A 24,976-nucleotide genomic window follows, 5' to 3' on the forward strand; every position below is an offset into this window, starting at 1 on the left:
TAATATTATAACATTAATAGAACCAAAAAGTATACTATTTTACTAAAGTTTCTATTATTTCACTTACCTTTGAAATTGCTTCATCTAGTTTTTCTGGTAACTTTCCTCCAGCTTGTGCCATGTCTGGTCTTCCGCCACCACCACCGCCTGTGATAGTTGCTACCTCTTTAACAATCTTACCTGCATGAGCCCCTTTAGTAATGGCTTCTTTGCTAGCCATTACTACAAATTGTACCTTTCCTGAAACTCTACTTCCAAGCACAACAATCCCATCTGAAATCTTGTTTTTAAGTTTGTCACAAAGGTTTCTAAGTGCATCGCCCTCGATGTCATTTAGTGCAGCTGCAATTACATTAACCCCTTTAATATTTATGATTTTTTCAAGAATTTCATCCTCAACGCCACTTGTCAACTTTTCTTTTAAACCTTGAATCTCTTTTTCTTTTTCTTTAATTGTAGAAAGCAAACTGTTTAACTTGTTTAGTAAGTCTTTTTCACCACATTTAAGCGTAGCAGACATTGCTTTTATTAGTTCCTCTTTTTCATTAACATAGCTTTCTGCTTTTACTCCTGTTACTGCTTCAATTCTTCTTATTCCTGCTGCTACTCCAGTTTCACTAAGAACCTTAAATAATCCTATTTCTCCAGAATTTCTAACATGAATTCCACCACAAAGCTCCTTGCTGTAATCTCCCACAGATACAACTCTAACATCGTCCTTATACTTATCATCAAATAGAGCTACTGCACCCTTTTCCTTAGCTTCCTCAATGGTCATAACATCAGTATTAACATTATAAACCTTAAGAATCTCATTATTTAAGTTTTGCTCCACCTGCTTAAGTTGTTCTTGCGTTAATGCTGAGAAATGAGTGAAATCAAATCTAAGTCTTTCACTATCCACATAAGAACCTGCTTGATTTACATGTTCTCCTAAAACTTCTTTTAAAGCTTCATGAAGCATATGAGTTGCAGTATGGTTTTTACATATGTTATTTCTCACACTAGTTTCTACTTCTAATTGTATTTCTTCATTAAGTTTAAGCTCCCCTTTTGTAATCTCTACAAAGTGAAGAATATTACCTCTTGTGCTTTTCTTACAGTCATAAACTTTTCCTTGACAATATGAAGTCTTTATTGCTCCAACATCTCCAACTTGACCTCCCATTTCTGCATAGAAAGGTGTTTTATCAGTTACAACTACACACTTTTGTCCAACTGAAACCATATCTACAAATTTGTCTTCACATATTATGCTTAATATCCTAGATTTACTCTTAGTAGTTTCATAGCCTAAAAACTCAGTAGTTATTTCCATAGGAATACTATTTAAAGCTCCCTCGTCGCTACCCATATAGTTAGAAGTTCCTCTTGCCGCCCTTGCAGTGTTTCTTTGATTTTCCATTTCCTTATTGAACCCATCAAAGTCAATATTCATACCCTTTTCTTCAAGTATTTCTTCAGTAAGTTCCACAGGGAATCCAAAGGTATCATAAAGTTTAAATGCCTTTTCTCCACTTAGTGTATTCTCATTGTCATTTTTTAATCCTTCTATATATCCTTTTAATATATCCATACCTTGATCTATAGTTTCTGCAAATCTTTCCTCTTCAAGGCTTATAACTTTCTTAATATAATCTTTTTTATCTTCGATTTCACCATATGCACTCTTTGAACTTTCAATAACCACATCACATAGTTCATGTAGGAATGTTCCTTTAACTCCTAAAATTCTTCCATGTCTTGCAGCTCTTCTTAGAAGTCTTCTTAGCACATATCCTCTTCCCTCATTTGAAGGCATAATTCCATCACCTATCATGAAAGTAACACTTCTTACATGGTCAGTAATTATTCTTATTGATACATCTAACTCCTTATCTTTCCCATAAGCTGTTCCAGATAACTTACAAATGTGTTCTAAAACATTTTTAATCGTATCAACTTCAAAAATATTATCAACACCTTGCATTATAGTTGATATTCTCTCAAGTCCCATTCCTGTATCTATGTTAGGATTTGCTAATTTTTCATAGCCACCCTTTCCATCTCCATCAAATTGTGTAAATACTAGGTTCCAAAACTCTATTATTCTATCTTCGTCACTTGCTTTTACAAATTCTTCTGCATCTTTAATTTCCTCTAATTCGGATTGTCTATCATAATGAATTTCTGTACAAGGACCACAAGGACCAGCACCATGCTCCCAGAAGTTATCCTCTTTACCAAGTCTAAAAATTCTATTTGGATTTATATCAGTTTTCTTAGTCCATATATCAAAAGCCTCATCATCTTCAAGATAAATAGTTACATATAACTTATCCTTAGATATTTTTAAAACCTCTGTTATATACTCCCAAGCCCATATTATAATCTCTTCTTTAAAATAATCACCAAATGAGAAGTTTCCTAGCATCTCAAAGAAAGTACCATGTCTTGAAGTTTTTCCTACATTTTCAATATCACCAGTTCTAATACACTTTTGACAAGTTGTAACCCTCTTGCTAGGTGGTGTCTGAATTCCTGTAAAGTATGGCTTTAATGGTGCCATACCAGCATTAATTAATAATAAACTCTTATCATTTTTAGGAACTAAAGAAAAGCTATTAAGTCTTAAGTGTTCCTTTCCTTCAAAAAACTTTAAGAAGCTTTCTCTAATTTCATTTAAACTCATATTTTCCATATGTATACTCCTCCTAATTCTTTCTAATATCTGCGATTTTTATTCAATTACATTTTAAAAAGTTAGCTTTTATAAAAAAGCACAAAAAAAACCTTCACCCCTTTAAAACAAAGGGACGAAAGTTTATCCGCGTTACCACCCTAATTATACTAGCAACCTAGTATCTCTTAATTAAATATAGCTCCAAGACAGCTTCAATATGTTTCACCAAAAGTTTTCACTAACCACTTTCTCTCTATAGGTTTCTCACATCTACTAATTCTCATCATAACTTAATATTCTTTTATATGATAAATTATATGTATCATTTAAAAAAATGTCAATAATTCTATACTAAAATAAATAATATTCCACTTCTTCTACCATGATTTTGATCATTACCCATACAGGTATTACCATTATCATTCCTATTATTCCTCCAACACTACCTCCAATTATAAGCAGTAGCAATATTGTTACAGGATGAGAATCTACTGTTTCTCCCAAAATCTTTGGACATATTATATCCCCTTCTAGCTGTTGAATTATAAATAACCAAAATATAACCATAACTGCTTTTTTGGTTGAAATCAGTACTGCTATAAGCACTATTGGAATTGCACCAATTAAAGGTCCAAAGTAAGGTATTATATTAAATATTGCATTAACAAATGACAACACTAGCGCATATTTAATTCCACTTATAGTCAACGCTATAAAGGTTAAAATCCCGATTATTCCACATAGTTCTAATTGGGTTATTATATACCTCTCCATAACCTTATCCATATGCGCTAAAGCCCTTCTTATTGCATATTTGTTATTAAAAGGAATATATTTCATTATTCCCTCAGAAATGTATTCTCCGTCACTTAAAAAGAAATATACTAATGTTGGTACTATAAATAGTAAAATAACATTCTCTGCCATTGAAACCACTTCAGATATAAGGCCTGTGGCAAAATTGGTTATTATAGTTTTAAACTTCCCATAAGTGGTGTAAATAACTTCTTGAATAAATGGACTTTCAGTAACATACTCCATATTTTTTGTAACATTTGTATAATATTCTTTCATATTCACAATAACATTTGCAAAATTAGAACTTTCATTGTATATCCAAGGTATTAAAATATATATAAGTATACCCACAAAAGCTAAAATAGATAATATAACTATTAATGCACTTAACTTTCTGTTTACACCCCTTTGAGTAAAAAATTTATGAAAGGGCCTTATACTATATGAAATTATAAAAGAGGTAATAATAACCCCTATAAGCTGTTTAAAAATTGGATATTTCCACAGAAGAAATATTACTAGCCCTATAAATAGTAGTGTTAATAATACCTTGTATATAAAGGTAGACTTACAATTAAACTTTCTCATAATATAAATCTCTACTATTATTTTTTCTGCTTTCTATAGATGAAATACATTCCAATTTAATGTTATTATTTTCTCCACTATAAAATATATACCCTTCACCAATAATTAAATCTTTTATCAAAAATATTTCTCTATTTTTAAACATACTAAATATATTGTAATCTCTTACTGCTAATCCTTTCATTTCAAAATTATCTTCACAAAATATAATTTCACTAACAAGTCCTAATATGTTAGAATTTTTATCTACTACATGCATATTCATAATTGTTGAAAACTCTAGATATTTATCTCTTATAACATTGCTTATTACTAATTGGGACTTATAGTATACTATATCTTCTTTAAGAACATTAAAATCCTTTCCAAGTAGTTTATAAGGATTAATTTTAAACCCTATAACTTTCCCCTTATTAAAATCAACCAATAAATCCTTTATATATCCTATCTTATTTCCACGAATATTCATCACATCCATGTAAATATAATCCCTACTTTTAGCCATAAAAATAAACTCCCTTCATAGGAAATGATATTTCTATCCTTGCCTATTTAAAGAGAGTTTATACTTAAGCGAAATTCTAAATCTATTATTTAGCAAATTGAACTTACTCATTTGTACGAAGTAAAAAGGAGCTTCATTTTATACTCTAAATCTATTATTTACCTAATGCCCACCATACTTATCTTGCCATTTTTCAAGACCACAGGATTCTCTATAGTTATTAATAGCTTTATGTATAGTTTCTTCCGCCAGTACAGAACAATGTATCTTAGAGGTCGGTAATCCATCTAAAGCTTCTATAACTGATTTATTTGTAAGGCCCCAGGCTTCTTCAATAGTCTTCCCAATAATAAGTTCTGTAGCAATACTAGAAGATGCTATAGCAGAGCCACAGCCAAAGGTCATAAATTTAGCAGTTTTTATTATATTGTCCTCAATTACTAAATAAATCTTCATAACATCACCACATTTAACATCACCACATTCCCCTACTCCATTTGCATTTGGCAAGGTTCCTACATTCCTTGGCGAATAAAAATGTTCTAAAACTTTATCACTGTAATCCATAAAAATACCTCCAAAAATAGAATTAGGATATTTAGATTCACCTAAATATCCTAATAAATGCTATTTACTAAATTAATACTGTCCTTTAGGTTAAACTATAATAAATTGCTTTTACCTTTTTAAAACTGTATTTCAGTTATTTAACTCTACTTTAAAATCTTTTCGATGATTCCTCCACCAACAACTAAATTATCCTTGTAGCAAACTACAGATTGACCTTTAGTTATTGCACGTTGTGGGGTTTCAAACTCGAGCTTTATATGATTTTCATCAAGTTGGGTAAGCTTTGCTATAGCAGGTTTTGCTGAGTATCTAACCTTTGCAGTAACTTGCAAATCTCCCTCTATTTTATCCATAGCAATTAGATTTATATCCTTAGCTATTAGCGTAGTATTAAAGATTTCTTCCTCATCTCCTAGTACTACTTCATTTCTTTCAGGAATAATTTCCGTTACAAATCTAGGCTTTCCAAGGGCAATTCCAAGACCTTTTCTTTGTCCTATAGTGTAGTAAACTATACCTTTATGTTTTCCTAAAACCTTGCCATCTTTATCTACAAAATTTCCTGGTTTTACTTCTCTACCACTATATTTACTTATATAGTTTCCATGATCATTATCTGGTATGAAGCAAATCTCCTGAGAATCTTTCTTTCTAAAAACTTCAAGTCCTATTTTCTCTGCAATAGCTCTTATTTCAGTCTTTGAGTAATCTCCACAAGGCATTAATGTATGAGCTAATTGGTCTTGAGTCAAGCTATATAGTGCATAAGTTTGATCTTTTTTATCATCTTCCGCTTTTTTTAATCTATATCTACCATCTTCAAAATCAATATTAGCATAGTGTCCTGTAGCAATATAATCAGCTCCAAGACCCTGCACCTTTCTTAAAAGCTCTTCAAACTTTATTTTTTTATTGCACTCAATGCAAGGATTTGGAGTTCTTCCATTAAAGTACTCCTCTACAAAGGTGTCTACTACATGCTTTTTAAATGGCTCTTTGAAATTCATAACATAAAATGGTATTTCAAGAGTGTCCGCAACTCTTCTAGCATCATTTACTGCCGAAAGAGAACAACATCCGCCTTCATTTTCTGCATAATCTGGATTATCTGGGGATAGTTTCATCATTATTCCTGTAACATCATAGCCCTGTTCCTTTAGAAGATAGGCGGCTACAGAACTATCTACTCCTCCACTCATTCCTATTACAACTTTTTTCTTCATATAATTATCTCACCTATTCTTCTCCATGAACATGATCATGAATATCGTCATGCTCTTCGTAATCCCAAATATCTAAGCCTTTTTTCTCTCTATAGTCATTTATAGCTTTGTGAATAGCTTCCTCAGCAAGTACTGAACAGTGCATTTTAACTGGTGGAAGCCCATCTAAAGCTTCTGCTACTGCTTTATTTGTAAGAGTCCAAGCTTCATCTACTTTTTTACCTTTTATTAATTCTGTAGCCATACTTGATGATGCTATAGCAGAACCACATCCAAAAGTCTTAAACTTAGCATCTACAATTATATCATCTTCAACTTTTAAATAAACTCTCATTATATCTCCACATTTTGCATTCCCAACTTCTCCAACACCACTAGCTTCTTTGATTTCTCCTACATTTCTTGGGTTTGTAAAATGATCCATTACTTTTTCACTATATATCATAATTATTTCTCCTCCTTATTTAAAACTATCTTATTTATTTAAAAAAACTATCACATTTACCATTTATAAAACTATCATATAGTGGTGACATATCTCTAAGTCTTTGTACTATTGCCGGTACAGTTTCAATTACATAGTCAACTTCTTCTTCTGTAGTTCTATCTCCAATTGTTAATCTTAAAGATCCATGAGCAACTTCATGTGGAAGTCCTATTGAAAGTAATACATGGGATGGATCAAGTGATCCCGATGTACACGCACTTCCACTTGATGCACATATTCCCTTAGCGTCAAGCATTAAAAGTACTGATTCTCCTTCAATAAACTCAAAACTGATGTTTGAATTACCTGGAAGTCTTTTTTCTCCAGTAGCTCCGTTTAATTTAGAATGTGGAATTTCTAATAATCCTTTGATTAGCTTGTCTCTTAGATAAGTTAATCTTTCTTTTTCTTTTGTTAAGTTTTCTACAGCAAGTTCTATAGCTTTTCCAAGCCCTACGATACCTGCAACGTTTTCAGTTCCGGCTCTTCTATTTTTCTCTTGTGCTCCACCATGAACTAGGTTTTTAATTCTTATGCCCCTTTTAATGTATAATACTCCAACACCTTTAGGTCCATATATTTTGTGACCAGATAAAGATAATAAATCAATATTCATATCCTTAACATCCATTTCTATATGTCCAACTGCTTGAACTGCATCAGTATGGAATAAGACTTTATGTTCTCTACAAATATTTCCTATTTCTTTAACAGGCTCTATAGTTCCTATTTCATTATTTGCAGTCATTATACTAACTAATATTGTAGTTGGTTTTATTGCCTTTTTTAAGTCTTCTAAATTTATAAGTCCCTCTGCATCTACGTCTAAGTAAGTAACTTCAAAACCATTTTTTTCAAGATACTCACAAGTATGAAGTACTGCATGATGCTCTATTTTAGTAGTTATTATATGATTCCCCTTGTTTTTATGTGCAAAGGCAATACCTTTTATTGCCCAGTTATCAGCTTCCGATCCACCACCAGTAAAATATATTTCAGTTGGGTCTGCGTTAATCGCTTTTGCTACTTTATCTCTAGATTTGTCTATTGCTTTTTTAGTTTCCCTTGAAATTGAATATATTGAAGATGGATTACCATAAAACTCTGTAAAATAAGGTAACATCTCTTCTACCACTTCAGGTTTTGTATATGTTGTTGCTGCATAATCCATATAAACGGGTTTATTCATTTGGTTTCACTCCTTTTATTTTCACTATGTTGGTATAATCATCTACAATATCTTGTAGTGTTATTGATAATGTAACTGAATCTATACTATCTTTTATTTTCCTCCAGACAATTCTTGTAGCACAGCAATCAATATTATTGCACGCGTCACTATCAAGACATGTGGATATTTCTATAGGTCCTTCAAGAACTTCTAATATTTCATATACAGTTATATCCTTAGGATCCTTACAAAGTATATATCCTCCACCTGATCCCCGTATACTCTTAATTAGATTAGCTTTTCTTAGAACCGAAAATAATTGTTCAAGATAATATTCTGAAATATTCTGTCTACCCGAAATGCTCTTAATTGATATTGGTTCTTTACCATAGTTAACCGCAAGGTCAACCATAGCCTTAACTCCATATCTTCCCTTTGTTGATAATTTCATAAAAATCATTCCTTAATGTTGACTACTTTACTATGGATTAATATTATCAAATCAGAGTGTTCTTGTCAACTATTCTTTTAAATATTTGCACCAATGAAATACCTACTTAATATTATGTATAATAACAACTTTTAAGGAGGTAAAAAATGAGTAACTTTAAGGATAACCCCTATAGGAATTTAATTTACGGTGCAGATATTAAAATTCCATTATGGGATAAGTCAAGCTGTATTGGAATTAACTTTGATAACGCTGCTACTACACCTCCATTTAAATCTGTAATTGAAGAAGTTATAAAGTTTTCTCCATACTATTCATCAATACACCGTGGTGATGGATATAAATCACAATTTTCAACTTCAATGTATGAAAACTCAAGACTTATTGTTAAAAATTTTTTAGATGACCATGATAACCTTATGGATGTTATATATGTTAAAAACTGTACAGAAGCAATAAATAAATTAGCTGGAATACTATCTAGTAAAAAAAAGGGTTCCATAGTTTTATCCACTTTTATGGAGCATCACTCAAATGATTTGCCCTGGCGAAAAGACTTCACTGTAAAATATATAGATATAGATCATCAAGGTTGCTTAGATATTGATGACTTAAAAAATAAACTTGAAATGTATGAAGGTAAAATCTCTTTAGTTGCTATAACTGGTGCTTCTAATGTAACCGGAAGTAAAACTGCTATATATACTATAGCAAATCTAGCTCATAGCTATGGAGCAAAGATACTAGTAGATGGTGCTCAGTTAATTCCCCACAGTAAGTTTACTATAGGAACTGGCCTTCCTTTAGGTCCTATTGACTTTGTATCATTCTCTGGTCACAAAATGTATGCACCTTTCGGATGTGGCGTACTTTTGGGACCAAAGGCCTTTTTTAACGAATATGACCCTGATCATGTTGGTGGTGGCACTATTTCCTTTGTATCTCACGATAAAATAATTTGGGCACCTTCTCCTGATAAAGATGAAGCTGGCTCTCCAAATGTTATTGGATCAATAGCCTTAAGTTCTTCTATAAATGAACTCAACAATATTGGTATGAATAATATAGATGAATATGAAAGATATTTGACCATCTACACTACACGAAATCTTCTCACCATGGATAATGTAATCTTGTATGGTGATTATAATAATTTCAAAGACAAAGTTAGCATTATTCCCTTTAATATATACGGTATGCATCATACCCTAGTTGCAAAAATACTATCCTATGAATTTGGAATTGCAGTAAGAAGCGGATGTTTCTGCGCTCAACCTTACATGCAAAGACTTTTGAAAATTCCATCCTCTATGATAGAAAAATTCACATTACTTCCCAAATCTCGTCAACCTGGTATGATCAGAGTTAGCTTTGGACTCTATAACACAATAGAAGAAATAAACAAATTCCTATATGCCATAAATAAAATCATAAAGAACAGAGATTATTATACAAATAAATACAAAGGTGATTTAGACAGTTTAATATAGGGATGAGCATAATTGATATTTAAAAAGTGAATATTGATTCAGAGAATTAATTTTGGATAACTTAGGATATTAATTATAAAATATCCTCAAAAAGGGCAGACTACCCCTATGAGGATAATAAAATGTAAAATATTAGATTTTCAAGGAGCTAGCTCGCTCTTTTTAGTTTACTAAGAGATTGAACTTTATCTATCTTTTTATTAACAGTTGCGGCAGTTGCAACTAATAAAAGGCAGATATGGGCAATGGTATTTAGGTTTGATACCGATTTAGAGTTCCTTACGGAAGCATTTTCGATATTGAGATTCTTGAATCTAGAGTTATATCGCTCAGATTCAATTCTCATAGCATAGTACTTCTTGAAGTAATCTGATGTTTCATCGACACTTGATCGATAATCTACGCTGGTGGATTTATATTTTATACATCCTCTGTTTTTATGTCCATTATTGTATTTAGGATGATTACAAGTACACTTTGAATCATCATTAGATGTTCTAAATGGACAACAAAATTTTTGTTTAATAGAATCTTTCAGATATTGTTTACCATCCTTATGCATAGCTAAACCTGCGTCGCAGATTGGATTGCCTGAGGAAAGCTTTTTTTCATTTTTACAATTACGCTTGTTTTTTGCTATAAATGCGTGAGCATATAAAGAGTCTTTTATGTAATTGTAGTTTGCTTTAGAATCGAAGCCTTTATCTGCTAGAACCTTAGAAGACTCTAAGGAAAACCAAGAATTTGTTTTTTCTAGGAAGTCTATAAAACTTGAAATGTCTGCTTTGTTGCCAGGAAGGGTTTCTTCATATATTGGCAATCCTGATTTAGCATCACAAATTATTAGATTTTTATAACCCCAGTAAAACTTGTAGTTCTTCTTAGTATCTTCATTGTTTGCAGTATGTACACCTAATCTACAATCCTTATCTGATTTAGGTTGGTGATCCTTAGAAAATTTATTCTTAGAGAAGCATTTAACATTATTATACTTTGTATTTGCTTTAATAGGGGTAGAGTCGATAGACACTATAGAATTGCTAATTATGTTTAAATTAACAAGTAGATTCACTTGATTTTTCATAATTTCTTTGAGCGTAGTATTTTGGAAATTCTTTAAAAAACGTTGAAAAACACTATACGAAGGAAGTGTGTGGGTAATGTTGAATCCACAAAGTTGAGCGATTTTTAAATTGGTGGTTAAGAAGTCTCTTAATAAAGTTATTTCTCTAAAATGTTCACAGTTCATGACAATAAAAGCACGAATAAGTGCATGTTGAGAATATCCCTTCGGGCCCAATTTAGATTGCATAAATTCTGGAATTGAGGAAAAATCAATATTATCAAATAAATTTTCATAAAAGTTTATTATTGGTTGTGATGTAAATAAATCGACGATGTTTAAAATTTCTTGTCTTGCTATCATTTGTAAAACCTCCGGTTATATAACTTATTAGTGTGTGCTTACAAAGTTAGTATTATCCAAAGGTAAAAAATGATACGCAAAAATTTGAGTGATAATAAAATCAAGGCTTTTACAAGCCTTGATATATAAGGGTTAACAAATATGATTAACCCTACAGTTTAATATAAAAAGGGGGTGTCTCAAAATGATTTCTAAAATCACTTTGAGGCATAGCCTCTTTTTTCATTTTACACAAGAAAATAAGTACAAACTCACTTTATTAATCAAGTGAGTTTGTACTTATTTATTATTTTGAGTATGACAAAAAGAGAGATGGAAATCCCTTTTAAAAAATATTAGAGTTATGAACATTAAGCAGCTTTTATACTGTGAAGTGCTTGTCCGCACCTATTATTTTGAATCTTGTTATGTAGTTTATTAATATTAAATCCAAAACTTAATAGGGTAAATTCAATTTTTACATTCTTTTTACCTCGAGTTAAAAATCTATTGAATCCATAGTCTTCCTTTAGAACACCAAAGGCACCTTCAACTTGAATTGATCTGTTCATTCTAAGTAGAATCCCTTCGGGACTTGTTATGTTTCCTAGAGAAGTTAGTCGTTTATTTAAGAACACCTTAGATGCCTGCATTTTTCGGTTTCCATTAGCTCTTGTACACCTTGACTTATATTCACAATTGGTACAGTCATCTGCTTCATATATTGTTACTTCACTTTTATAGCCCGACTTTGATTTTCTAGTTGTAGTGCCGATAGGCCTTAGTTTTACATTGTTGTAACAAGTATACTCATCATTAAATTCATCATATTCCATATTTTCACGTTTACCTATATTTTTCTTGAAACTTCGTTTTTTCATGCCTTCATAAGCCTGTGGCTTTATGTACGAATTCTGGTTATTTTCTTCAAGATATAGATAATTCTCTTCACTTTCATAACCGGCGTCAGCCACTACGTTAGAAAATTTTTCAGGTAAGTTTTCATTTAACTTATCTAAGAACGGAATCAAAGTTAGTTGATCTGAACGCTCACTTGAAATATCTACCCCCACAATATATTCACCCTCAACTCCAATTTGAATATTATATCCCGGTTTAAGCTGAGAATTTCTCATATGATCTTCTTTCATATGCATAAAAGTAGCATCTTTGTCAGTCTTAGAAAAACTATTTCTACCATCGAAGGTATTGTTGTAAGAATCATACTTAGTCTGTTTATCAATGAATTCTTCCAAACTTTCGACATCTCGTTGGATTCTAGCTTTTCTTTTTCCTTTACCAGTCACAAATATTATATTTTCTTCATTTTTCCTTTGGTTCAGAAAATCTAACAGCTGTTGAAGATAATCAACTTCAATTTTTTCATCTGAAGTACTATAGTTACTTCCATATGTTATATTAAAATCTTCGATGAATTTATGTATTTTCTCCTGAAGTTTCAGTTCAAACTTATTTGTTGATTTTTTCCACACAAATGTATATTTATTTGCATTGGCTTCTATTTTAGTCCCATCAATAAATAGATTTTTCGGTGAAACTTCTGGATTTCTCCCTTTTGAGGAGTATGCCTGCATCAAAACTGTATAATCTAAATCCTCCATTATTTGGCCTAAAAGTCTTACTGAATCATCTTCTGGAATTAATATTCCTGTGTCAATTGGAAAAGCCAATTGATAATTACCATAATTATTGATATAATGCTTTTGTGTTAATTTTGTTTTTTGCATAATAAAATTATACACTGAAAAGTGGATTTTTAGGAATCCACTTTTTTTATTTTGTCAAAAAGGGACTGTCTCATTCTGAGACAGCCCCTTGTTTAAGATGCATTTAGATTATAGATAAAAATATAATATTTAAACATGGATTATATTTTTTTATTTACTCTTTTTAAATTTAGGATCAATTAAATAAATTATTCCTATAATTAAGCTGATAACACTTAAAATAATTAAGTTTTTACCTATAAGTTGCTTTGACATTTCCCAAGGGAAGTTAATACTGAGTATAGAGGCACAAATATAGTTTGTAGCAAATAAAAATGAAGAAATGAAGCAGAAAATTACTCCAATAATGCGATTATTCATTTAATCACTCCTTAAAATAATAAAACGTTATTTACAATATTATAACAGTTTATTGTTATAATGTAAAATATATAAACATATGGTATTATGTAAATGTATTCAAATATTTAAATTAGGGGGGAAGGAAATGAAAAGAATAAAAAGTATTGTTGCAATGACACTGTGTACATTATTGGTGTCACAATCATTAGCATTTGCAGATGTTAATGATAATCTAACAAATGAAAGTAATAATACACAAAAAAATTTAGCTATGGAGAAATTACAAAATGACAATGAAGAAAAAATAGTAGGTGCTTTTAGAGTAGAAAATGGAAAAGTGACCGAACTTGACCCTAATGCAGCAGAACTTGAATATAACATGTATTTTCAAGATTTGAAACGTGATGAATTACTAAAAAGAGCAGATGAAAATAACAAAGGAGTGCAGATGCGTGGTGCAATAACTAACTTTAAGGTATCAGGAAAATCTAGATCAATTCAGTACCGATTCCAAAAAAGAGTTTGCCAACCGCTGTACAATGGAGGCACTACTCCTTCAGATTTAAGTTTTTCATGCTCAGGAACATTTACTGTTACAGGAAATGTAAGTATAACAAGTTCTATAACATCAGCTATAACAGCTTCGACAGGAATGAGCTTATCAACTTCTGCAAGTACAGAGTATAGCGTAAAGATGACTGTATCTCCCAATACTTCGAAGTGGTTAGAATTTGCACCTAATATGGATAATGTATGGGGAACTTTCTATGATTATAATAGAGACGGTGTATTAATCAGTGAGAAATGGGTAGATGCATATTATCCAGTTAAATTAAATGGAATGGCGGATGGAGTATATCTAGTTAAAGAAATGGTAGGAAAATATAATTAATTTAAATGTAAAGGGGGGTGTCGCAAAATAACTGATTAAGTTATGGAGCGATGCTCCTTTTCCTATTCCAAATAAAAATAACCGAAGGTTTTGTTGAGTTTTAACATACCAAACCTTCGGTTGTTTATTTTTAGGTGCACTTTAATAAGCCTACAGATTTAAGGCCTTTTTATGCCACTTTTTTCATCTCATGTAGGTGCGTAGCACATCTTTCAGATTGAACTTTTGCGTGCAATTTATTTATGTTATATCCAAAACATAGCATAATAAATTCAGTTTTAACGTTATTTTTTCCACGTGTAAAAAAACGAGTGAAATTATAGTCACTTTTTAACACTCCAAAAGCACCTTCAACTTGAATTGACCTATTCATTCTTAAAAGAGCACCTTCATCCGATAAGATATTTTTATAGGAGATTTCTCTTTTAGCGATGAAGTTTTTAGAAACTTGCATTTTCCTATTTCCCTTAGCTTTTGTGCATTTAGTTTTATGTATACAGTCACTACAATCCTCACATTCATAGTTGGTAACTATAGATTCATAGCCAGTTTTAGAAGTTTTAGTTGTAGTGCCTATGTTTTTTAAAATCTTACCATTATGACATGTATATTGATCATTTAAATCGTCATATTTCATATTTTCTCTTTTACTAATATCTTTTTTAAAGCTCTTCTTTTTCCATTTTTCATAAGTCTGTGGCTTAATAAAAGCTGTCATCTCATTTGATAGTAAGTATACATAGTTTTCTTCACTTTCATAGCCTGAATCGGCTACGATATTTTTAAACTTTTTTCCTAAACACTCCTTCATATTTTCAAGCATAGGTTTAAGTGTTCCAATATCATTTCTGTCTGAAAAGATTCCAACACCTACTATATATTCACTGTTTACAGCTATTTGAGCATTATACCCTGGCTTTAGTTGTGCATTACGCATGTGGTCATCTTTCATATGCATAAAAGTAGCATGAATATCTGTTTTAGAGTAACTATTTCTACCGTTAAAATTTCTATTGCTTTCATCATATTTTAGTTGTCTATCTCTAAACTCGGTAAGCTGTTCTATAAATTTTTGAAGCTTACTTTTTCTTTTTCCTATACCGTGCACAAATTCTAAGCCACTTTCAGTTTTTTTTATATTAAGAAATTCAAGAACTTTATTGATATCAATTAGTTTAGATTCTTTACTTACAATAAAATTTTGAAGTTCCATTTTATTTATTTCCTCTACGAGGGCTATAATCTTTTCAAACATTTTTTCTTCATTTTTATTTATAGATTTACGCCATACAAAGGAATAGCGATTAGCATTTGCTTCAATTTTAGTTCCATCAATAAAGACATTATCAAAGTTTATCTCATCGATATTTTCAAGTGCCATGACAAGTTGATAAAACAAATCTTCAGCAGCATTGACTAAGTACTTTTGGCGGAATCGCCCGATAGTGGCGTGATCTGGAGCCTTATATCCTTCAAGAAGCCACATGAAGTTAATATCTCTATTACATGCAGTTTCTATTTTATGAGTAGAATATATATTATTCATATATGCGTAAGCTATTATTTTAAACATGATTTTGGGTTCAACCGCAGGTTTTCTTCCTCTTTTGGAATATGCCATGTATAATTTTGTGTAATCTAATCCCTCCAGTATATGGCTAAGCAGTCTAACCGAATAACTCTCTGGAATAAGTGCATCACAACTTAATGGTAATGACAGTTGATAAGCATCGTTAAATCTAGTATAATTCTTATTGGTTATATTTTGTTTTTGCATATTAAAATTATAACTAAAATGCAGGTTCTTTGGGATCTGCATTTTTTATTTAAGTAAGAGATTATATTTTCAGAAATATTTTCAATAAAAAAACTGAAATCAAATTTTGATTTCAGTTTTTTTGATAGGACAATCACAAAATAGAGTTATCTATTTTGCAAAAGCCCCTTTTTTAAAAACTACTTTTTATATTGTAAAATCCGAAGCAAATACATACATTTTATCCATAAAGTCATCTCAATAAATACCATCTCTAGCTATTGCTTTATTTTATCTATTTCAGTTTTTAATATCTCTTCCTCTATTACACCCGTATGGTCAAATGATACATATCCATCTTTATCGATGAATATAGTTCTTGGTATGCCCGTAACTCTATACTTCATTGCTAAATCCATATCCATATCAAAATATATAGGCATGGTGTAACCATTATCCTTCATGAACTTTTCTGCACTTTCCTTAGTTTCCCTTTGTCCATCAGTCATATTTACCATAAGAATCATCACATCTTCATTTTTATATTTATCATATACAGATTGAAAATATGGCATTTCAAATTTACACGGACCACACCAGCTAGCAAATATATTAATTACCAAAGGCTTTCCTTTAAAATCATCAATGGTAACAGTATTTCCATCCTTATCATATATAGTAAAGTTTTCAGCTAATATTTTTTCTACATTTTCATCTTCATTGTTCTTATCACCATCTATTGCAGCATCATTGGTCTCATCTATGGAAACTCCACCATTTTGTTGAGATTTTTGTTCTTCATAGTATTCTGCTGAAAGCTTATTATATCCAAAGTATACTACTACTAAAAATGCAACAAATCCGATTATCCCTAAAATCAACTTTCTATTCTTCATATATTCATCTCTTCCTTTATTTAAAATTTTATTTCTGAACTGCCTTATTTAAACAATTATTCTTTATATTATGCATAATTTTATATACACAAATTTGTAATTTTAAAAAGTTAATATCGATAAAATTTTATTTAGATACCCAGTCATCATTGCTATTCCTATAACTATAAGAAAAACTCCTGAAATTTTATTAATTGAGTTATAGTTTTTCTTTATAAAATCTAAGCTTTCTTTTAAAGTGTTAATCAAAAGAGCCGATATTACAAATGGAATGCCTAGCCCCAAACTATATATAAGCAGCATTATTGTGCCTTTCATAACCTGTGTAGAACTAGCCGCAATCATAAGTGCTGAACCTAGGAAGGTTCCAATACATGGTGTCCATCCAATAGCAAATATTATTCCAAACAAAACTGAAGATACAAATCTAAAGGGCTTTACATCAACATTAAGTTTCTTTGTTTTCTCAAGAAATGAAATTTTGAGTACTCCCATATAATTAAGACCAAATATAACCAGTATTCCTCCTCCAATTATATTAAATAATGTGTAGTACTCCTTTATAAATCTTCCAAAGGTTCCTGCTAAAGTCCCAAGAAGAGTAAAAATAGCTGTAAATCCTAACACAAACCCCAATGAATTTATAAAAGTTCTATACTTACTCTCTGGATATAATTCACTATCTCCAGCAAAATAAGATATATAAATTGGTAACATTGGCAATATACATGGAGATATAAAAGTAATAATTCCCTCCATAAATAGTATTAAATATTCCATAGAATTCTCCTTTAATTTAATTATTATTACTAATAATATCACATTACTAATTTAATTATACTTAAATTAAAATAACTAAACATTAAAGTAACTTTATTCACAAAGATTTCATTTAAAATATTTATATCTCAATTTGATTAAGTAAATCGTACAATTGTAAATTCCTTTCTGAAAGATTTTTTTAATATCAACTATTTTACTAAGCTACATTTTTGTTGAGTAGGCAGTTCTTCTCAATGATAGATTCACAGTTTTATATAAAAACATACCAGCTAATAAATTTATTACTACAGATGGTAATACTACTACTAAAAACAGTGTTAAAAAAGATGCTGGTAATTCTACTAGTACTTGTGCTGACAATAAAAATATTGTACCACTAATCAAAGTTCCGATAGGCAATATTACCAATGCTACTATATTATTTTTCTTCGATTCATCTATTTTATTGAAAGCTTTTATTCTATAAATCATAAGCATTAATATATATATGCAATTAGCTGTAATCAATTTATCTATAATATTAGGTATTTGTCCTCCTGGGAATTTTGTTGTCATAGCAGTAAATATTCCTGTAACTAAGGCAACTACCATTGAAGTTTTATAATCCTCTTTATTTAATACCATTATTATAAATAACATAACTAGCGCAAAATCCGGTTGCATTGGCAATCCCAAGATAGGTGTGATTTGATGAAGTATTGCACCTATAGCTAAGAGTATTGCATTCATTGTTAATTTTCTTGTATTCATAATATGAATCCCCCTAAATTTATTTGATATTTTATTCTTTGACCAATCTTCTATGCTATCTTTATCAGAACAAATATTTCACGTCATACCAATCACCTCCTTGTATAATGTAGTTGTAATAGTTGAATGAATTATAAAGATAAAAAAAATCCGCCCTAATATAAATATTAGGACGGAGATAATTCCGTGGTGCCACCTAGATTGCATTATATAAATATAAAGTTTCCCTATATCTACAACATGCCCCTCAATTTCAAGTACTAACATACTCTATCCGCTATAAGGTGCAGCTCACCATATCCGGTACTCTCAAAATTTGATTTCCCTTTATTCCTCAAAGGTCCATTCACTCAATTCCTTCGTGCTAGGATTCCACCATCCCCAGCTCTCTTTATCGAAGCTAAATTAAACTACTATTCCTCATCAACGAATTAACTTATATATATTTTTCTTATTATATTATCCGTATATGGAATAAATGTCAATAGTATTATTTATAATATCCCATTATCTCGTGTTTTAAAAGTCTGTTTTGTGTCAACAATAATAATATATTGGAATATTAGACTTAGTCATAAAAATACTAAAGGTCTATATTTATCAAAAATTACAGCTAATTTAGCTATTACTATGTATATTGAGATTAATCTTATTCATATATTCAACCTAATAATTTTATTCTTATTTTCATAGTATACTTAATGAAAACTTTTTAAATTTCAATTTGCAATATTCTATTATCATAACCCAACTGCATATTATGATCGGCACTATTTATCTCTCCTATTTAACCTTCCAAGTAACAACCATAAAATCGTTGCCGTCACTCCATCGTAATATGCTTGGGTATTAGTTTTATAACTAATATAATTTTAAGTATAATACATAACAAAATCATAGGAAAAAAAGCTACATTACCATTAATGTAGCTTTTAACATTTCCACTTCATCTTTATTATGCGTAGTTATTATAACTGTCTTTCCTAAAACATTATGTCTTATGTAATCTATCACATTAATTTTAGTTTCATAATCTAAGCCCTTAAAGGGTTCATCCATTATCAAAATTTCTGAATTTACCAAAATAGCCCTCACGATTGCTACTCTTCGCTTCATACCACCACTTAATTTAGAAACAGGTTTATTAATTACATCTCCAAGTCCAACTCTATTAAAGTTATCTTCTATTACTTCTCTATCTATTCCTTTGTCACAGACTAACAAAATATTATCAAGAGAAGTGAACCCCTCACATAAACGATTTTCTTGGAATACTACACTTATATCTTTATTTTCTATACCCTTTATGGTTCCTTTATCTGCTTTCATAAGACCCATTAGAATATTTAAAAGGGTGGTCTTTCCACATCCTGAACTACCCATAATACAAGTAATGGTACCATCCTTAAATACCCCATTAAAGTCCTTTAATACCTGAGTACTTCCGAAACTCTTTGATAATGCTGTGACTTCAATATTCAAAAAATCACACCCCTTACTATTTAATCTATCCTACTCATTATCCATTCAATTTATCTAAGAACTATATCAATGATACTCTCACTTTGTTATAAACTTAACATTATCTTTCTTATAATATGTTATTTCCTAAAATCTTTCCTTGTAATATTTTTAATAAACTTAAAAATAATTTTTCAAAAACAATACTGATGATAATTATAACTAAAGTCCAAGCAAAAAGATCTCCTGTATTCAAAAAAATCTTTGCCTGATAAAGTTTTTCACCTATAGAACCGGTTGGTAATCCTATGACCTCAGCTGCAATTCCTGACTTCCAACAAAGTCCTAATGAAACTGAGCAAGCTGATATAAAAAATGGCATTATTTCTGGTATATAAATATATCTAATCTTTTTTGTTAAACCTACCTTAAACACCTGTGCCATCTCAAGTAATTTTCTATCTACATTTTCAATTCCCTTTAAAGTATTAGTATAAATAATTGGTAATACCATTAAAAATGAAATAAAAATTGATAAATTCTCTGATTCTATCCATATTAAAGCAATAATTATAAAGGATACTACAGGAGTTGACTTAATTATTGTTGTGGGTGGATAAAGCAGTTCCCTAATCAAAAGATTTTGAGAAGATATACTAGCAAGTAATCCCCCTATTGTAATTGCCAATAAGAATCCAATTGCGATTCTTATAAAAGAAAAGTATAAAGAACTCCAGAATGTTATATCCTTAACTAATAAAGATAAGATCTCCATGACAGTAATAGGGGAGACGACTAAAATATCTCTCCCTATAAAACTACTTATTCCCTGCCACAACAAAATCCAGAACAGAATAGAAAAAATCCTTCTCCAATTACTTTTTATATTAAAATTTTTCATATAGAATTATTCCTCCTATCCCCTGTGATTTAAATTAATTATAATCTTTAATTTTATTTTTGATAATAAAACTTATCTGCTGGAAGTTTTCCTCCTACAGACTGTGGGTTTTGATTAAATAATACTTCTAAATATCCACTAACCTTTGTCTTCATCTCAATTCCCTCAACATAGGTAATATTGCAAAGAGGAACAGCTTTTTTAGCTACTGCTGCAGGAACAATACCATACTTTTCAATAAGTGTGGCTGCTTCTTCCACATTTGCATTCACATAATCTGTAGATTTTTTATAATCATCAAGGAAATAATTAAAAGCCGTCTTATTATCTTCAATAAACTCATTACGTGCAATAACTACTCCAGTAACTAAAGCACTGCCATTCTCACCTTGAACTTTATTCCACTCCTCTGTCATATCAAGAGCAATTCGTAAATTTTCATTTTTACTTTGAGCTGTTGTTACAAATGGTTGTGGCAACATGGCAATTGAATTACTATCTTCTGCTAAAATAGCCGCCACCTCAGTAGATTCTGATTTATACTCAATTGTAAGATCCTTTGTAGCATCTATACCATTCTCAGCTAATACATAGTTTAAAACATACTCAGGAGTTGTACCTTTTCCTGTGCTATATATAGTTTTACCTTTTAAATCCTCAATAGATTTAATTTGGTTTCCATTTTCAACAATATAAATCACTCCTAAAGTATTTACAGCTGCAATACTTATTCCTCCTTGAGTTTTATTATATAAAACTGAAGCTAAGTTACATGGAACTGCTGCAACGTCAATCTCTCCCTTAACAATTTTCGCTACAATTTCATCTGCAGTACCAGTCATTGATACCTTATAATTATTTGCTGTAGTTCCTTCTTCTGAATCACTCATTAACTTAACCATCCCCATAGTAGTTGGCCCCTTTAATGAACCTATATTAATATCAATCTTTTCCTCAACTGGTGGTGGCGTAGACTTAGCAGAATCACCTTTTTCATCTACTTCAGATGAGTTTTTCCCACATCCTACCAACAAAATTCCACTAAGTAACATACATGTTCCAATTCTAAATATTTTTTTCATAATATGCCTTCTTTCTTAAATATCCTTATTGTCATAATTCGTAAATGTTCTATAATTACCTACTTCTTTTATTTAACATATTAATCCATAATTTGCAACATATTATTCTTTTAACTTATATTATTTTCTTTCTAATTTTCTCATTAAACTTATTGTATAATTCTACCACATCAGGCTCATTACTATATTCATGAAGCTTGTCTATTGGAAGCCATTTCACTCCACTATTTTCCTCATCCTTTCTATTTTATATATTTAAGCATACCATTTACAGTTTCATGACTGTTTTATAATAATATTATACTATGTATATTAAATAAAAAAGAGTCGTCTAAAATAGGTGAACAATATTTTAATACTGGTTAAAATATATTCACACTTAGACAACACCCTTAATTAAAAATTAAATTTTTATATGACAATATCCATTAGGATTCCCCTTGAGATATCTTTGATGATACGCTTCTGCCTTATAATAGTTTTGAAGAATCTTAACCTCAGTAACTACTTTTTCATCATAACTACCCTGTACTTTTTCTTTGCTTTCTTTAATAATTTCTAAATCTGCTTCATCTATATAATAAATTCCTGACCTATATTGACTACCTACATCGTTTCCTTGTCTATTTAAATGAGTGGGATTAATAATTGACCAAAATTTATTTAGAATCTCCTCCAATGAAATTATCTTTTCATCATAATCGACTAAACATACTTCTGCGAAAGATGTATTCTTATAACATACATCCTCATAGGTAGGATTCTCCGTTGTTCCATTGGCATAGCCTACCTCTGTTGAAACTACTCCAGAAATTCTACTGAAAAATTCCTCAACTCCCCAAAAACAACCACCGGCTAAAACTATTCTTTTCATATGTATTACCCTCCACTTTATTCCTAATCAATTTCATTAAATCACCATATTATTTATTTTAATACTTCTTGACTATGAAATCCACATCATTGGAAATATTAATCTATAAGGTTTTTACCCCTTCACTAAACGCCTTATAAAGTCTTCCTATTTCCTCAATATTTTCATCTTTTATTTCATCATTCTTCCCTTTATAAATGAGAACCTTATACCCTACTTCTATAACATAGTTATTGTTAATATTTATGAATCTATTAATCCCTTCATCATTATACTGAAGATTTCTAAGATAAAGCTTTTGTCCAAGAAGAGTAGAATGAATTATAATATCCCTTATTTCATGAATATCATTATTTCCATCTAAGAAATCCATACTAGCATCTATAAGCCTTTTATTTAATTTTGAAATTTTCGCAACCAATTGTTCTATTCCATCCTTTAATCTATAAGGTAAAATTAATTTATTAACTATAATAACAATTATAGCCCCTATAATAACGTAGATCACTCTATAAAAAATTAACACATTTATATTTTCAGTTAATGAAGCTATACATATGGAAGCAACTGCTGCAAATAAGGATATTCTATAGTACTCTTTAAAAGCATAAATTAGATAAAGTGATGCTACTAAAATTGTTATAGTAACCCACCTTATATTTACAATATTAATCACCACTGTAGTAAATGCAATAGCAATAACATTACCAACTACTCTTTCCTTCGTCTTAGTTATAGTATCTTCATAATAGGGTTGCATTATTGACATTATGGTTATAACTGCCCATATAACTTTATAAAATCCTAAAAGTTCTGCTACTAAAAGTGCTGCTGTTAAAGTTATCGCCATTCTCATTGCAAATTTAAATCTTATGGTATTAGGTTTAAAGTATTCCTTAAATGTAACCCTATATTTATCTATATCTGATTTCTCCCATTTCTTGTAGACCTTATTTATCTCTTTACTTCCTATATACGCTAAATCCTTAATATTTTTTAGTATCCTTTCTAATATATCTATAATTTCATTGCCATAGTGAGATTTACCTTTGTATCTATATACATACCTTTCAACATTTTTTTCTAATTCTTCTAAAGTCATTATATCCTTAGAGAAGTCTATAATATTTTCTATAACTTCACTAAGTTCTTCTATTTCTACTATACCTATTTCTTTTTTAATTAATTTATTATGTATTTCTCTAATATATAGGTTGAAATGTTCTATATTAATAAATAGCTTAAATTGAATCCTTCCTAAGTTAGTAGTAAGATACCGTCTATAACGAGTTACATATATCTTATATGCAATATCCCTCATTATCTTAGAGCAATTTTCCTCAACTTTTAAGTCATATGCTCCCTCTAATATATTTCCTAGTTGCTTCTTAATAATTTCAAATGAACGTGTGATATTTTTTCCTAATACAGATTTTTCATTAACTTTATTTATAAAGCTTGCAAAAACTACTATTAAAACTCCAAATATCACTGCTAAAAGTCTCAAGTAAAGCTCTCCAACTGGAACTTTAGCATATTGGGTAAATACATAGAGCATTATGAATGGTTTATAGAAAGTTAAATCATAAGGTGAAACCATGGTATACATTATTAAAAATATTGCTATAAAATTTATTGGAATTCCTAAAATAATATTTATAGATGATATATGTGATGTTAAAACAATAATTAAATCTATTAAAACTATTCTAGAAGCCTTACTAAAGGTCTTAACTTGAAAGTTCTGTCTACCTAACACTGTAGATGTAAGTGCTATAGGAAATGCTATCATAACATTCTTCATCCCAAATAAAATACCAACCCCAAACAATGTTATAACTGCCACTGATCCATGCTTTAACATGGAATATATGTTTATATTAAATCTCTTTATTAACTTATCCAGCAACCTTCCCACCCTTTCTCCTAAAGTATATATGAACTGATAAAACAATTTACGAACATTAATACTATTTATTATTTGCCACTCTTCTTCTTGTATTCCTGAATAAATTAAAAATTCTATATTTTCCTTATATATCATATACTCTTCCCTTTTATACCTTAAATCATATACTATATATAGAGACCTTATTGTAATAAACTTGTCCGTGTAATATAATACATATGAAGATAATATA

General features: G+C 30.2%; 21 protein-coding genes and 2 other annotated features. Of the genes, 2 read left to right on the forward strand and 19 right to left on the reverse strand.

All coding sequences use genetic code 11. The features are described 5' to 3' along the window. Positions 1-34: 34 nt before the first annotated feature. From alaS to RSD37_RS05810, 8 genes are all read right to left on the reverse strand, one after another. Positions 35-2,680, reverse strand: coding sequence for an alanine--tRNA ligase (gene alaS, locus RSD37_RS05775; protein WP_346945755.1), 2,646 nt, complete (start codon positions 2,678-2,680; stop codon positions 35-37). Between the two features lie 108 nt (positions 2,681-2,788). After that, positions 2,789-2,958: a binding site (T-box leader), on the reverse strand. A 55-nt stretch (positions 2,959-3,013) separates the two neighbouring features. Continuing rightward, positions 3,014-4,048, reverse strand: coding sequence for an AI-2E family transporter (locus tag RSD37_RS05780; protein WP_346945756.1), 1,035 nt, complete (start codon positions 4,046-4,048; stop codon positions 3,014-3,016). Next, on the reverse strand, positions 4,035-4,553 hold the full coding sequence (locus RSD37_RS05785; protein ID WP_346945757.1) for a PRC-barrel domain-containing protein: 519 nt from the start codon (positions 4,551-4,553) through the stop codon (positions 4,035-4,037). The genes RSD37_RS05780 and RSD37_RS05785 overlap by 14 nt, the downstream gene beginning before the upstream one ends. A gap of 162 nt (positions 4,554-4,715) precedes the next feature. Further along, on the reverse strand, positions 4,716-5,120 hold the full coding sequence (gene nifU / locus RSD37_RS05790) for a Fe-S cluster assembly scaffold protein NifU (protein WP_346945758.1): 405 nt from the start codon (positions 5,118-5,120) through the stop codon (positions 4,716-4,718). A gap of 146 nt (positions 5,121-5,266) precedes the next feature. Beyond that, positions 5,267-6,346, reverse strand: a complete 1,080-nt coding sequence (mnmA, locus tag RSD37_RS05795) for a tRNA 2-thiouridine(34) synthase MnmA (RefSeq protein WP_346945759.1) — start codon at positions 6,344-6,346, stop codon at positions 5,267-5,269. Positions 6,347-6,359: 13 nt separating this feature from the next. Then, entirely contained in the window at positions 6,360-6,791 is a 432-nt protein-coding gene (gene nifU / locus RSD37_RS05800; protein WP_346945760.1) for a Fe-S cluster assembly scaffold protein NifU, read from the reverse strand. 34 nt (positions 6,792-6,825) lie between these two features. Next, entirely contained in the window at positions 6,826-8,022 is a 1,197-nt protein-coding gene (nifS, locus tag RSD37_RS05805; RefSeq protein ID WP_346945761.1) for a cysteine desulfurase NifS, read from the reverse strand. Beyond that, positions 8,015-8,455 carry an Rrf2 family transcriptional regulator gene (locus RSD37_RS05810; RefSeq protein ID WP_346945762.1) on the reverse strand — a complete coding sequence of 147 codons (441 nt, stop codon included), beginning with the start codon at positions 8,453-8,455 and terminating at the stop codon, positions 8,015-8,017. Before RSD37_RS05810 ends, nifS begins: the two co-directional genes overlap by 8 nt. Before the next feature lie 146 nt (positions 8,456-8,601). On the opposite strand from RSD37_RS05810, the gene RSD37_RS05815 reads away from it, so the two are divergent. Then, positions 8,602-9,945, forward strand: coding sequence for an aminotransferase class V-fold PLP-dependent enzyme (locus RSD37_RS05815; RefSeq protein WP_346945763.1), 1,344 nt, complete (start codon positions 8,602-8,604; stop codon positions 9,943-9,945). Positions 9,946-10,093: 148 nt separating this feature from the next. Here RSD37_RS05815 and RSD37_RS05820 read toward each other — a convergent pair whose 3' ends face one another. Together RSD37_RS05820 and RSD37_RS05825 are read right to left on the reverse strand one after the other, a co-directional pair. Further along, complete coding sequence (locus tag RSD37_RS05820; RefSeq protein WP_346945764.1) at positions 10,094-11,371, reverse strand: transposase; 1,278 nt, start codon at positions 11,369-11,371, stop codon at positions 10,094-10,096. 350 nt (positions 11,372-11,721) lie between these two features. Continuing rightward, complete coding sequence (locus RSD37_RS05825; protein WP_346945765.1) at positions 11,722-13,098, reverse strand: transposase; 1,377 nt, start codon at positions 13,096-13,098, stop codon at positions 11,722-11,724. Positions 13,099-13,585: 487 nt separating this feature from the next. Here RSD37_RS05825 and RSD37_RS05830 point away from each other — a divergent pair, with 487 nt between their 5' ends. Beyond that, positions 13,586-14,332, forward strand: a complete 747-nt coding sequence (locus RSD37_RS05830; protein WP_346945766.1) for a hypothetical protein — start codon at positions 13,586-13,588, stop codon at positions 14,330-14,332. A 169-nt stretch (positions 14,333-14,501) separates the two neighbouring features. On the opposite strand, the gene RSD37_RS05835 is transcribed toward RSD37_RS05830, so the two are convergent. The 9 genes from RSD37_RS05835 to RSD37_RS05875 all read right to left on the reverse strand — a co-directional run bounded on the left by RSD37_RS05835 (position 14,502) and on the right by RSD37_RS05875 (position 24,879). After that, positions 14,502-16,109: an IS1182 family transposase gene (locus tag RSD37_RS05835; RefSeq protein WP_346945767.1), complete on the reverse strand. Its 1,608-nt coding sequence runs from the start codon at positions 16,107-16,109 to the stop codon at positions 14,502-14,504. A 257-nt stretch (positions 16,110-16,366) separates the two neighbouring features. Next, entirely contained in the window at positions 16,367-16,984 is a 618-nt protein-coding gene (locus RSD37_RS05840) for a TlpA disulfide reductase family protein (RefSeq protein WP_346945768.1), read from the reverse strand. Positions 16,985-17,086: 102 nt separating this feature from the next. Continuing rightward, positions 17,087-17,764 carry a cytochrome c biogenesis CcdA family protein gene (locus RSD37_RS05845; RefSeq protein WP_346945769.1) on the reverse strand — a complete coding sequence of 226 codons (678 nt, stop codon included), beginning with the start codon at positions 17,762-17,764 and terminating at the stop codon, positions 17,087-17,089. 204 nt (positions 17,765-17,968) lie between these two features. Further along, the gene (locus tag RSD37_RS05850) at positions 17,969-18,517 is read right to left on the reverse strand and encodes a tryptophan transporter (protein WP_346945770.1); all 549 of its coding nucleotides are present in this window, start codon (positions 18,515-18,517) and stop codon (positions 17,969-17,971) included. 165 nt (positions 18,518-18,682) lie between these two features. Next, positions 18,683-18,953 (reverse strand) — a binding site (T-box leader). 473 nt (positions 18,954-19,426) lie between these two features. Then, entirely contained in the window at positions 19,427-19,999 is a 573-nt protein-coding gene (locus RSD37_RS05855; RefSeq protein ID WP_346945771.1) for an ATP-binding cassette domain-containing protein, read from the reverse strand. 109 nt (positions 20,000-20,108) lie between these two features. Further along, positions 20,109-20,879, reverse strand: a complete 771-nt coding sequence (locus RSD37_RS05860; protein WP_346945772.1) for an ABC transporter permease subunit — start codon at positions 20,877-20,879, stop codon at positions 20,109-20,111. Between the two features lie 53 nt (positions 20,880-20,932). Next, positions 20,933-21,961 carry an MqnA/MqnD/SBP family protein gene (locus tag RSD37_RS05865; RefSeq protein ID WP_346945773.1) on the reverse strand — a complete coding sequence of 343 codons (1,029 nt, stop codon included), beginning with the start codon at positions 21,959-21,961 and terminating at the stop codon, positions 20,933-20,935. A gap of 403 nt (positions 21,962-22,364) precedes the next feature. Beyond that, on the reverse strand, positions 22,365-22,835 hold the full coding sequence (gene msrA / locus RSD37_RS05870; protein ID WP_346945774.1) for a peptide-methionine (S)-S-oxide reductase MsrA: 471 nt from the start codon (positions 22,833-22,835) through the stop codon (positions 22,365-22,367). Positions 22,836-22,938: 103 nt separating this feature from the next. Further along, a complete protein-coding gene (locus RSD37_RS05875) occupies positions 22,939-24,879 on the reverse strand; it encodes an FUSC family protein (RefSeq protein WP_346945775.1) in 1,941 nt (646 codons plus the stop codon). Positions 24,880-24,976 lie beyond the last annotated feature (97 nt).

The sequence above is a fragment of the Clostridium sp. genome (assembly GCF_036646415.1).
GTDB lineage: Bacteria > Bacillota > Clostridia > Clostridiales > Clostridiaceae > Clostridium_J.